Here is a 12,629-nt window from a genome sequence, read left to right as displayed (position 1 = left end):
ATCAATAATTTGCGCCAATTTCTTATAACGTTCTTGTATTCACGAAACGACCCAGTCTTAGATAGCTCTTATCTTAGGCTGGGTCGTTTGTTGTCTGAGCTTCTTCCATGATTATACATCTGGACTACCGAGGGGCGATAGCCCCGATGCGTCAATATGGTGTTATGTGATCTAACAAGCCCCTCTACGAATTATTTTATAAAGGTTTGTATTCTTCTCTCGCATTCTATAAAATCGTTGAACTCTCCATTGGTATAGTTTGAAATCACCTTAGTCCAAAATATTTGTGAGGGTTCATTAGTTAATAGTTCACTTACCTTCCAGTTTCCATCAAACATATCAAAGACTTTATAAGCAATTTCTCGTCCTATCCCTTGTTTCCTAAACTTCTTTAAGACAAAAAAATGCCTCAAATAATTACCTTGGTCAATTGGGTCTTTCTTATTTTGTATTATTACAAAACCAACGATTTTCTCTTCCATCTTTGCAATATAAAATTTATATTCATTTACTCTCCACATGTCATCAAAGTCTGGCATCAAATTATAAAGACCTTCGCTGTTTAAATCAGACTCTGTGTATTCAGAAAAATCATATATGTAAAATTGCATTATTCTTTTGAAAAGTTCCTTATCTTTACTAGTGGTTAATTGCAATACGATATCCGGCATCTTTGATTCTTCCTTAACTATTGGATTTATAATGTTATCGCTTGTTATTTCACATAACGTTCTTGTATTCACGACCCGAGAGGCTTAAACGCTATAGCGCCGGGTTGCTTGCCGCTTAGCCTCGCAGGGTTGTCTGCCTAATTCACTTCCACGAAAATGCATCTGGCAGACCAAGCGCTACCAGGCCCGACGCGTGAATACGGTGTTATCTAATGTATATGCCTTCTCGAACTACATTCACATTACTCTTGTATCATTTGAATTTTAAATGTCATTTAGCAACTTCAAAATAGTCTGCGGTCTTGTAAACTACGATTACAAATACCAAATAGGATATATACGAATTCGAGTAAATCTAAGTTTGCGAATGAAAGCATTTAATGAAACTTAAAGAATTATTGCTCTCCAAGTTGTATAAGGTATTCCGGGTCAAAATCAGTTGGTCCACTTGGTCTTGATTTATATCCTCCGTATCCAGGATACCCCGGGTATCCGGGGTATCCAGAGTATCCTCTATATGGGAAATTACTTAACTTATAAAATCTATCATTATCAAAGTTACTACCTAAGTATTTCCCTTATCTATTCGGTCCAGACCAAGGGCGAATGCCCGCCGCATGAATACATTGTTAGATGATGGTGACGGCTTCTTGAATTACCTGCAATTTCATTCTAATAGTAGTTCAATAACTCCCTATCAATTTCATCAATGGATCCAATGTCTTTTATTCCATCCCAAAAAACTATTTCGTTTGCCTCATTATTTCTTATAAAGGGTCTTTCTAATTCAATGTCTGCACTAAAAAGCCCACCATACTCTACCTTTCCAGTCTTAAGCGTAAATTTCATTAGTCCTTTAAATCTAATCCTCTCTGGAATCTGATTGGTTTCTTCGAGCATCTCCCTCAATACACATTCTCTTAGAGTTTCCCCAGGTTCCCTTATACCGCCGGCTAACTCCCAATTGTTCTTCCAACTATTATACAAGAGTAGAAATCCGTCATTATTCTTCGCAACAACAAATGCATGTGTAATTGGACTTAAATCTATATTATTTATCTGATCTTCTGTAATATTAATAAGCTCTTCAAATACATCTCCATTTTTGTTTTTACATATTGGCACCACTGATCTCCCCCAGAAAAATATAGTCCTTTGTCACTTTCATCTAACGTTTCCGTATTCACGAACCTGAGAGGCTTAAGGCGCCAACGTCGCTGGCTGCGCTTGCGCAGTTAGCCTCGCAGGGTTGTCCGCCTGATTCATCCTTCTCGAAATGCCTCGGGCGGACCAGAGGGACGACGTCAGTCGGCCCGCAGCGTGAATATTATGTTAGCTGAAGTTACTGACTTCTTTGAAATACTATACTATAATAGCTTTTGCAATTTAACTTTCTTTACTATTATAGGCTTCTCGATATTTATTTCATCAATTTCATTTATTCTATAATCTTTTAATAGTTGTAGAAATATTCTTCGAATCAATTCGCAATCCCCTATTGCACTATGACGCCTAATGTCCGAATCATCAATCGTATAATGTTTAATCAGAAAGTTAGTTGAAACAATGTCAATTATCTCCGGATGTAAATACGTAAATAATGCTTTAGTATCGAGCAATTGATTGGTCAACATAGGGAGAGCATATCTTTCGCATTCATTTACTAAGAGGGGCCAATCATATTCGTAACCAGCTTGAGTAACCAGTATTGCATCTTGACAAAAGTAACTAAAATCCTCATAAATTTCTGATAACATCGGGGCTTTTTCTATATCGCTATTATTAATCCCCGTTAAGCGTTCTATTATTTCAGGTATAGGTTTTAAAGGTTTTATTAACGTATCAAACGTCTTTTCAATTCTTCCTGAACTATCTATTAAAATAGCTCCAATTTGAATTATATTATCCTCATTTTCATTGGGGCCAGTTGCTTCTAAATCGAACACGCAATACTTCTGTCTATGTATGTCCTTGATATTAATATCAGTTAAACTATACTCATTTTTTGAGATATTTACTATCTTCATTGAAATACCATCCTTTAAGCCAGTAATTTCAGCTAACGTTGTTGTGTTCACGACGCCCCACCGACTTAAGTGGGCTAAGTCCACGGCTGCGCTTACGCAGCAAGTCGGTGCGGGTGTGTCCGCTGAATCTGCTCCCCCGAAAATTCTTCGTGCGGACCGAGGGCGAATGCCCAATGCGTGAATATGGCGTTATACGAAGGAACTGCCTTCTTTGAAATTCCCCTCATAATCGTCTTTAAGAATTGAATATAACTTTCGGTCCATAAATTCACCTTTGATTTTTAGTTGTTTTCTTAATGTTCCTTCAAACGTTAATCCGAGTTTTTCCATTAACTCTATATGAGCCAACATTATTAGCTCGACATCTAGCCTCTATTCTATTAAAACCAACTTCATTAATCACAAATTCAAGTAATGGATAAGTAGCTTCTGTTGTAATCCCTTGGTTCCAGTATTGGTTCGACAGAACATAACCTAGCTCTGCCTTCTCGTGTATGGGGTCGATGTTTATCAAACCCGTTCTACCGATTAATTTATTTGTTTCTTTGAAGATGATTCCCCAATGAACTTCTTCCCTGTTCTCAAATCGTTTCGTAATTCTTTGCAAATAGTTGATTGAGTCATCTCGGGTCTCATGTCTATCCCATATTGTTTCTGCAGATACGATAGGATTTGAGGCAATATCATAGTATTCTTCAGTATCAGCTGATGTTAATCTCCGAATAATCAATCTCTTTGTTTCAAATGTTGGTGTAGGATTGAATAATTTATTTACATCCATGATTCATCTTCCTTTCATATGCATTGCAGTTCTTTCGTATAACGTTCCCGTATTCACGAACCCTCACCGACTTAAGGCTCCGGAGGAGCCGGCCGCGACGCGGTTAGTCGGTGCGGATGTGTCCACCTGCTGCAGCTTGCTCGAAATGCCTCGGGCGGACCAAGGGGCGGCGCCAGCCGGACCGCCGCGTGAATATAATGTTAGATGAAGTCTTCGGCCCTCAGTTCAGCTATCAAAATATCTCTTTATCAATTCATTGTCCCAGATTTGGACTTCTATATATCTTTCTGGACCTTTATCTCCACTACTATTCCATTCCTGCGGTATTCCAAATTCTTCAATTACCTTGATTATCTCCTTCTTCGTATATACCTGTCTACGATAAGGTTTGTTGTCATGATACCTCATTGTGGGAAAAAGATCTCCATATGTAAAACTAATTGATGTCTCTTCAAACTCTCCCCAGTCAATTGCAATCCAATCGGGGTTTGTATACCAAGTCTTAAGCCAATCACAAGCTTCAAATGTCATGTAGTGTGGAAAAGAATTTTTGGGTTTCCCACCCTTGGCTATAAATTGATCCCTTGCGAGCACTTCTAAATCTCTTCTTATAAGCAAGTAATCATCCGATCTTTGACTTGCAAACGACTTTCCTTCACTCTTAATTTGATTCGAAATTTCCAGAGCTTTATCAATTGTTAAACTTGAAAGATTTCTAAATGGTCCTATCTTTTTGTCAAAATAGTGATACAGATAATAGGTCATTTGAATGTTCCTTTGTTTTTATACTCATTCGAAGATTTCATCTAACGTTACTGTATCACGACGTCCCACCGACTTAAGCCCCGCCAGGGGCGGCCGCGATGCGGTTAGTCGGTGATGTGTCCGGCTGATTCTGCTTCCTAGGTGACTGCCAAATGCCTCATTGAATCTACTTCCGACTGCTTCGGCCGGACCAAGGATCGGCGCCAGCCGATCCGCAGCGTGAATATTATGTTATATGACGTACCACACTTCTTGAATTGCATTCAATTAGTAATGATTCTTCTCCATTCAGCTTCTAGTATGCTCATTTCTATCAAATTCCAAAATGAGTCTTTATATCTTCTAGCATCTCTAATAAGTCCTTCTCTTACAAATCCAACCCTCTCATAACAATTTATAGCCGAGGTATTAAAATCAAATACACCTAAGCTAATTCGGTGTAATTTAAATTCTTCAAAACCGATTCTAAGAACACTATTAATCATCTGCTTCCCATAGCCTTTACCTCTATGATCATTACTTAGTAGTACTTTACCAATTCGTGCTGATCGATTATATCTATCGACTTTTCCAAGGGAGATATGACCTACAAGTTGCTTTGTGTCTTCTTCAACTGCTTTATAAATGAATTTAGTAGAGGTTGTCTTATCGTTAGCATCATTTAAATAATCATTCAATTGGTCTGTAGTTAGAGGATAAGTAAATTGAGGACCAGACCATTGAAGTAAGAATGCTTCATCTCCACTCCATTCAATAAGTTTATCAAAGTCTGGAGGCTCAAAATACGTAAGAGTAATCATATGAATCTATCCTTTCTGCGCTTGTGGTATGTCTTATAACGTTCCAGCATTCACGACGCCCCGCCACCTTACGGTTGGAGGACCCTGCCGCGATGCGGTTAGGTGATGCGGGTGTGTCGCCTGAGTCCTCTTCCTCGAAATGCTACGGGACCGAGGGACAGCGAATGTCGGCCCGATACGTGAATGCAGTGTTATTGGAAGTCCGCGCCTTCTTCGAAATTACTAAACATAAAATGTTTTCTTACATGTGTTAGTAGTTTAAGGTAGCACTTTCCATGAGTCCTCACTTACAAAGTGTTGACTTGAAATTCTAATTATGTCTAACTCCGTGTTCGCTCTCAATTTAAGATTAGTGAAAAGATGATTTGTGTAATTCTCATGTGCTTCTTGACTTACCCAACCAGTTAGGGTTAAATACCGATTATTGTCTTTAGAAGAACAGGCAAACTTTCCACCAAGCATCGCATTAGTCGTTTTCATTCCTGGATTCCAAACTTGATTTTGGACCTCTTTAAAATGATTAATTCTATCTTCTTTTACATCGGTTAATGCAGTTCGAATGAACTTACTTTTTCTAAGAACTGAAATAAAATCATCTAAAAGCCCTGTGATGTTATTTACTTCTTCAAAAAGTTCAACATTAATTGATGAATACGTCCTTGACTGATTAGATTCTGAGACTATCTCATCATGTACATTGCCCATAAAGTAATCATAATCTTCTTTATTTTCCCAAAATGAATATATACAAGCCGATAACTTATTTTTTATATCCCAACCGCCTATTTGGCCTATGAATCCTTTTAGGTTATTTATTAATTCCCAATTTGTTTGTAACCTTGAAAAAGTATCAACTTCATTGCTTTTTACTTGACATGTAATTCTTTTAATTAACATTTCGATGTACTCCTTTTGAATTTTTCATCTCTTGCGCTGATTTCTAATAACGTTGTGTTCACGACGTCCCACCGGCTTAAGGCGACGCAGTCGCCGGGCGCGATGTGCTTAGTCGGTGCGGATGTGTCCGGCTGATTCTACATCTCTGCTGCTGAAATGCCTCCCCGATTCACTTCTAACCCCTGCCGGACCGAGGGCGAATGCCCAATGCATGAATATGGTGTTAGATGATGTGGCCTGGTTTCTTGATACCTTTGTCCGATCTCCAATCAAGACCAGAATCCCCAACACCAATCAGCGAAATGTTTATGAGAGTATTTATTTTCATTGCTATGAATCAATGTAAGTAATAAAAGAAGGTTTTCTTTATTGTATTTAAATTCTTGCATTATAAGTAGTTTTCGTTTTTCAGACTTATCCATCCTTTTGGACATTTCATCTAACGTTGTTGTATCTACGAACCCGAGAGGCTTAAGGGAGCGTATGCGACCGTGTCCGACGTACTTAGCCTCGCAGGGTTGTCTGCTGAATCACTCTCCAGGAAATGCCTCTTGCAGACCAAGGGCCGTGCGGCCTGCAGCGTAGATACTTTGTTATGTGATATCGATGACTTCCTTGAATACTCTATATCCCCAATATTGAAATATATTCATTGTCTATTAATTTTTCATTAATCCATGTTTTGAAGTCCAATATCATTTCTTTTAAACTTTCGAGATTTTCTTCGTATTTCTTTATAAAGTCTTCATCAGTACATTCATATAAAAATCCTACATATGATCTTAGTGATTCAATGTTAGGTTGTTCTTTTAATAGAAGATTAAGCTCATCTAATCTTCTCAAAATCTTTATCCAAGTCTCTTTTGGAATCTCATTAAATGCATAATGATCATATGTTTCAAATTCCTTCTCTATTGATTTTTCAAGTAGTGCAAAATCTTCTTCTGTGAAAAAAATAGAACTATCATTCCAGCACTTATTTAAGTATTTACCAGGCAACACTTCTATGTAACAGCTTCCTTCAAGTTCTTTAATATCTTTGATAATCATCATGGTTTATTCCCTCTTTACAATTTCTCATCGATTTCACATAACTCTTATTCTGCGAATGTCTTAATCCCTTCTCTTTCCCGAATGATTACGACATTCGCATTACATCCATTTATTATAATGTTATGCGAAGTTTCCAGTATATTCAATTCGTTCTTGCATTCGGTTCAAAGGACTTTGGATTCGTCGGATATCTCTAATGCTCACATGAGTGTAGATTTCAGTAGTCTTGGAACTCGTATGGCCCAGCAATTCTTGAATATATCTTATGTCTGTACCTGCCTCCAAGAGATGGGTAGCAAAGGAATGCCTCAGCGTATGAATAGTCGCGGGCCTTTGAATGCCTGCCTTTTGTTTTACTTTTTCAAATACATGTTGAATTGGTTCTCGCGGTGATCGGACTGTTTTTGCTTTGCCCAGGAAAAAACCAGATTTCAGGCCCTTCTACTCGGATATACTGCTCCAGCAGCTTGTATGCAATCTGTGACAAAACCGTATATCGATCCCTTCTTCCTTTTAACTGGCGTATGTGAATGATGCCACGCTCTACATCCAGATCACGGACCTTCAAATGCACAGCCTCACTGATTCGCAGTTTTGCCGAATAAGAGCGCGTCTCCTAGAACGTAAAAAAGAGACGGTCTTTCAACCGTCTCCAATTCTTTCGGAACATGTTGTCTCTTCAAATAAGCATGACCGAGACTAAAAGTCCCGCTTAATCCCTCTCAATCGTCAAAACTTTCCCCTTGGCATCCCAATGCCCTTGCGCGCCCAGTGCCTTGGTGATAAAACGCATCGGCACGTAATTGGAGCCCTCGAAGTTTTGCACCGGCTCGGCAAGCACCTCGGCGGTACCGTTGATGGATGCCTGCTTGGAGCCTACTTTCATGACGATTTTGGCGCCGGTCAGGTCTTCCGTGAGCGTGATTTGTTTGGTCGCTTTGTCCCAGGACAATTTTGCGTCCAGCTGGTTCGCGACGTGTTTCACCGGCACCATCAGCGTGTTATTCACGATGACCGGCTCGTATCCCGGAACCAACAAAATGGTCGGGTCATCCTCCGCATACATGTCGAACGATTTACGCGTGATCTGCATATCGTTCTTCAATAAACGGTACAGTTCCGACTTGCTGTCCAGATGGCGCAGCACCTCGCCCGGCGTTCCTTCGCCCGGAGCCACGTTCCAGAAGCCTTTGGAGCCGTCCACCGGATGGATGGTCACAGGCTCGTTGATTTTCCACGTTTCCGCTTCGGAATGCACCTTCACCTGCTTCACCGGAATGTCCTTGTTCGCCGGCAGCTGCACGGTCAGGTCCATGTTTTGCTTGCGGATATTCATTTTGCTGTCGAGCAGGAAGTCGAGCGAAAGCACGGTGTCTTTGCCCAAAACGGTGCGCAGCTCAGGCGTTCCCTCGAACAGCTGGTTTACGTTTTTATCGAAATCAGGCAAAATCTCGTTCACGGCGCTGATCAGCTGGTCCGCAACGAGAGCGATTTCTTTCTCCTTTTCCGCACTGGTTAGCGCATCCTCTTCCATCCCCGGAACGCCGGCGTAGTAAGCAGCGATGATCGGATAATAGGTGTCGTACAAACGGGTAATCAATTCTTTGAGGCCTTCTTTGTCCTTGGACAGGCTGGTCAGGAAGCCTTTGGCCAGGCCGGCCAGCTCATCCCCGCGGATTTCGACGTGCAGCTTTTGCAGCGACAGCGACTCCCCGTTCACTGTATCGTTCACAGGCGTAATCGAAATCTTGGACGGATTCGGCGTATGCTTCAGCAGAAAACCGAGCATGTCCTTGTACATTTGAATAACGCTTTCGTTGTTCATTTGCGGAACCGTAAAAGCAGGATCCAACGTTTCCGGTTCAAGCGATACGGAGATCGGCTGCGTCATGCCTTCGACCGACAGATTCAATGTTTTCGCATCCATCGCCAGGTGGAAAGGAAGCTTTTTGCCTTGGAACTGAACGGCCCCTTCCATAGACGCATGATTCAAGTCCTGCGTAATGGCTTGGTCGATCGTAATGGACAAGGAGCTCAGCAGATCGATCGCCTTTTGGTCCTCTGCGCTCAGTTTGCCGTCAGCCGGAACCAGCTGCAAGGACACGGTCTGCTTGGACATCGACGATTTGACATCCAGCGAGCTCAGCGCCGCCTTGCCGACATCCACACCGCCAACGGCTTGGCAGCCTGCCATTACGACCAGGAGCAAGGACAGCATGGCAGCCAGTCCCCATTTGAAACGCTTCTTCATCATGTTCCTCCTTATGTACCCATCGTATTTTTCTTTCAAGAAAAAACACTCGGGAATCTCCCGATTGTATATAGTATGCCAGTGCGCGTAGGCCTGTGTAAACACTATTTTTGCATGATTTTGGAATCCGACACGAACTCCCCCAAACAAGCAAAAGCCGACTCTCGCACTGTTTCGTAACAGACAAGATCGGCTTTTGAATTGAATGGTGAAAATGGAATGCGGCTTCCAGCGTATGTTTAGGGTCTGCTTTTGGCGGCTCCGCTATCTTTACGCCTGGACTTTCATCTCGAACTTATGCCTCCACCTTTTTCCCCACGATCACGAGATCGCGCTCGATGCCATCCAGTTCGGCCACGCCCGGCAGCAATCCCCAATCCTCAAAACCATACTTTCTCAGCAGCTTGAGGCTCGGATCGTTGTGGCCGAACACGAAACCGACCAGTCTTTTGAGCCCCAGACGCGGACAGGCTTCAAACGCTTTTTCCAGCAAAATACCGCCCGCGCCCTTGCCGCGGCACTCCTCCGACACATAAATGCTGATCTCCGCCGTCGCATTGTAAGCGGCCCGGCCATAAAAGGATTGAAAGCTCAGCCAAGCGACCGTCTTCCCCTCCGACTTCATGACCCACAGCGGGCGGTGATGGCTGTTATGCTCGTCAAACCAGCGCCGGCGGCTTTCCACCGTTACCGGCTCCAAATCCGCTGTCACTTGCCTTCCGGCAACGGTTGAGTTGTAAATGGCGACGATGTCCGGCAAATCTTCAAGTACGGCATCTTCGATCGTATAGTTGTCCCATGTCATGCTGCAAACAGTCCTCCTCGAGCGAGTCCGATAGATTTTGTTTTCTATTGTAATGGAAGAACGGCGGGAGCGCTATACGGCAGATTTTAGGGATGACCCTCCGTCACAGGCCGGGCCTTCCCGTCATGGGTTAGTTCACGAACGTATTTTTCACCCGTTGGGAACGGAGCAAATACGCCGTCCACACGACGCAAAAGGTTAACCGCTGAATGACCAGCCCGGTTTTCGTATATTGATCCCGTTCGGCTCCTCCCAAATCCTCATACGTCAAAAACCGGTCGAACACCATGCTTGTTCCCAAATCAAACAACACGGTCAGCACAAAATAACAAATCATGATCCATGGAAACGCGGACTTTTTCCGGTAGAGCAGCACCAAGGCGACGACGAGCAGGCCCAGCATGACGGCCGTGGACAAGGTTTCCAGCATAAACAGCCGTTTGGCGTGCGGATTGTAGTATGCGCCGTCCGGGGACGTCAAGGAATGCCAAGTCTCCGAAGAATAGATCGGAAGCAAGCCCCGGAAGAAATAATCGGAAAACAATAACAGCGAATAATACATGTTGATCTGCAAAAGCACTAACCATCCGCCCAGCCCTTGGGGCACATCCGTCCGCATGGATAACGGCGGCTGCCCCCTCGCCGGCCTCGTCTCGCGTTCCAGGTTATCGTTTGGATTCATCGCGTTCTCCTTTCGTTGCGCTCGACAGGTTCGTCTTCGATCCCCACCTGACGGCAGCTCCACGCCCACAGACGTTTGGCATCCTCCATGTTTTCGGCTTTGGCCGCGAGCGGCTGCGGTTTTTTCTTGTAAAAATATTGCCCGCTAAACTGCCCCGCCTCCGGGTCGGAAGCGAGATACACCGCCGTTTCGGCCCCTTTTTCAGGAGTGAGGAAAAACGGCTTCAGCATGGCCAGCACCGTTTTGCCGAACCCGGTATCGCGGTTGACGCCGATTTGGGTTCCGACCGCTCCCGGATGCAGGCAGTTGGCGGTGACCGAAGTACCGGCCAGGCGCGAAGCGAGCTCCTTCGTAAACAAAATGTTCGCCAGCTTCGACTGCCCATAAGCTTTGGCCGGGTTGAATCCGCGCGTCAGGAACGGATCGTCGAAATGGATTTTCCCCGCCTTATACGCGCCGGAGGCGACCGTCACGACCCTTCCCTGCTTGGCGGCCAGCAGCGGCTCCAGCAGCAAATTCGTCAGCAAAAAATGACCCAGGTGATTGACCCCCATGTCCATTTCGAAGCCGTCGGCCGTCTCCTGCCTTTTCAGCATGACGACGCCGGCATTGTTGAGCAGCACGTCAAGCTTGCTGTAACGCTCCCGGAACGCCTTGGCGAATTCCCGTATGCTGTCCAAACGGCCCAAGTCGCAAAGCATCAATTGAATACGATCCGAACCGCTTTGCCGCACAGCCTCTGCCAGCGCTTCCTGCCCCCGTCGTTCGTTGCGGCACACCATCACGACGTCCGCTCCCTGCTTGGCCAGCGCAATCGTGGATGCAAGCCCCATGCCCGAATTGGCCCCGGTGACAACCATCAATTTGCCCATCGTTTCGTTCCTCCCGTCCCTTTTTTAGCTTCACATCATCCCAATGTCTGCCCGCCGTCCAGTCTTTTCCTATTTCTCCCTATCTGTAATTAAACATGCCCGCACGAGGAAAGCAACCGTTGGTTTTCCTTTTGACCCAAGGCCTGCGTTTTTTATTTGCCGCTCTGACGGATTATAATGAAGTAGAATAGAAAACCGAAGGAGGTGTGCCGGATATTATCCGGAGAACATATGAAACTTGGAGAACGCATCGTGTCGATCGAACTATACGCGCAGCCTGGAGCTGCCCAGCCTTATTACCAACCCGTGCTGCTGTGGGATCAAGAGGGGGCAACGCTGGTGGATACCGGCATGATCGGGCAAATGGACCAGATGACCCGGGCGATCCGCGAAGCCGGACTGCAGCTGTCGGACATTAAACGGATTATTTTGACGCATCAGGATATTGACCATATCGGAAACTTGGCGGCGTTTATCGCCGAAAATCCGAATATCGAGGTGTGGGCGCATGCCGATGACATTCCGTACATCACGGGCGAAAAACGCATCATCAAAATGACGGACGAGCGCATTTCCCAAATGCCCGAAGCTGCGCAAACCGCCATCCGCTCCCTTTTCGACAAGCTGCCTTCCATCCGGATCTCCCGCGTGCTCGCAGACGGCGACGTGCTCGATATCCACGGAGGCATGCGCGTCATTCATACGCCGGGCCATACCCCTGGCCATATCTGCTTGTATCTGCCTGAAGAACAGCTGCTGCTGGCCGCGGACGAGCTGCGCGTCGTTGACGGGGATTTGGCGGGACCTCCGGAAGGTTTTTTCACCCTGGACATGGACGAAGCCGTACAGAGCATGCACAAGCTGACCGGTTTGCCGCTGCAAAAAATCTTTTGCTATCATGGGGGCCTGTACGATGACCATCCATCCGAACGCCTTGCCGAGCTGATCCGCACGCTGGAACAGGCATAAAAAGTCCACGCAAGCAAGCTTTCTTGAAAAGTGCGGATCGTCGATTCCGGCTGAAA

Annotated in this window: 13 protein-coding genes and 1 pseudogene; 1 reads left to right on the top strand and 13 read right to left on the bottom strand. The window is 44.6% G+C overall.

The genetic code is table 11. The features are described from left to right. Positions 1-191 precede the first annotated feature (191 nt). The 13 genes and pseudogenes from AC27KL_RS19080 to AC27KL_RS19020 all read right to left on the bottom strand — a co-directional run bounded on the left by AC27KL_RS19080 (position 192) and on the right by AC27KL_RS19020 (position 11,604). Positions 192-671, bottom strand: a complete 480-nt coding sequence (locus AC27KL_RS19080; RefSeq protein WP_487170675.1) for a GNAT family N-acetyltransferase — start codon at positions 669-671, stop codon at positions 192-194. 672 nt (positions 672-1,343) lie between these two features. Beyond that, a complete protein-coding gene (locus AC27KL_RS19075) occupies positions 1,344-1,796 on the bottom strand; it encodes an NUDIX domain-containing protein (RefSeq protein ID WP_487170674.1) in 453 nt (150 codons plus the stop codon). Positions 1,797-2,038: 242 nt separating this feature from the next. Further along, positions 2,039-2,749 (bottom strand): 3'-5' exonuclease, encoded by a 711-nt coding sequence (locus AC27KL_RS19070; protein ID WP_487170673.1) that lies wholly within the window; start codon positions 2,747-2,749, stop codon positions 2,039-2,041. A gap of 253 nt (positions 2,750-3,002) precedes the next feature. Further along, complete coding sequence (locus tag AC27KL_RS19065; protein ID WP_487170672.1) at positions 3,003-3,479, bottom strand: GNAT family N-acetyltransferase; 477 nt, start codon at positions 3,477-3,479, stop codon at positions 3,003-3,005. Between the two features lie 225 nt (positions 3,480-3,704). Further along, positions 3,705-4,244, bottom strand: coding sequence for a hypothetical protein (locus AC27KL_RS19060; protein ID WP_487170671.1), 540 nt, complete (start codon positions 4,242-4,244; stop codon positions 3,705-3,707). A gap of 263 nt (positions 4,245-4,507) precedes the next feature. Then, on the bottom strand, positions 4,508-5,044 hold the full coding sequence (locus AC27KL_RS19055; RefSeq protein ID WP_487170670.1) for a GNAT family N-acetyltransferase: 537 nt from the start codon (positions 5,042-5,044) through the stop codon (positions 4,508-4,510). Positions 5,045-5,302: 258 nt separating this feature from the next. Further along, entirely contained in the window at positions 5,303-5,941 is a 639-nt protein-coding gene (locus AC27KL_RS19050) for a YdbC family protein (RefSeq protein ID WP_487170669.1), read from the bottom strand. Between the two features lie 624 nt (positions 5,942-6,565). Continuing rightward, positions 6,566-6,994 carry a hypothetical protein gene (locus AC27KL_RS19045; protein WP_487170668.1) on the bottom strand — a complete coding sequence of 143 codons (429 nt, stop codon included), beginning with the start codon at positions 6,992-6,994 and terminating at the stop codon, positions 6,566-6,568. 120 nt (positions 6,995-7,114) lie between these two features. After that, a pseudogene (locus AC27KL_RS19040) lies at positions 7,115-7,568 on the bottom strand (tyrosine-type recombinase/integrase). A 138-nt stretch (positions 7,569-7,706) separates the two neighbouring features. Then, positions 7,707-9,245, bottom strand: a complete 1,539-nt coding sequence (locus tag AC27KL_RS19035) for a copper amine oxidase N-terminal domain-containing protein (protein WP_487170667.1) — start codon at positions 9,243-9,245, stop codon at positions 7,707-7,709. Between the two features lie 295 nt (positions 9,246-9,540). Further along, a complete protein-coding gene (locus AC27KL_RS19030; protein ID WP_339322144.1) occupies positions 9,541-10,050 on the bottom strand; it encodes a GNAT family N-acetyltransferase in 510 nt (169 codons plus the stop codon). A 130-nt stretch (positions 10,051-10,180) separates the two neighbouring features. Continuing rightward, positions 10,181-10,732 (bottom strand): DUF2569 domain-containing protein, encoded by a 552-nt coding sequence (locus AC27KL_RS19025; RefSeq protein WP_339322145.1) that lies wholly within the window; start codon positions 10,730-10,732, stop codon positions 10,181-10,183. Continuing rightward, positions 10,729-11,604, bottom strand: coding sequence for an SDR family oxidoreductase (locus AC27KL_RS19020; protein ID WP_487170666.1), 876 nt, complete (start codon positions 11,602-11,604; stop codon positions 10,729-10,731). The genes AC27KL_RS19025 and AC27KL_RS19020 overlap by 4 nt, the downstream gene beginning before the upstream one ends. Before the next feature lie 231 nt (positions 11,605-11,835). On the opposite strand from AC27KL_RS19020, the gene AC27KL_RS19015 reads away from it, so the two are divergent. Continuing rightward, positions 11,836-12,573, top strand: coding sequence for an MBL fold metallo-hydrolase (locus tag AC27KL_RS19015; protein WP_487170665.1), 738 nt, complete (start codon positions 11,836-11,838; stop codon positions 12,571-12,573). Positions 12,574-12,629 lie beyond the last annotated feature (56 nt).

The sequence above is a fragment of the Paenibacillus sp. YAE3 genome (assembly GCF_057546105.1).
Note: the sequence above shows the minus strand (reverse complement) of the source record. Positions and strands in the feature narration are given on the sequence as shown.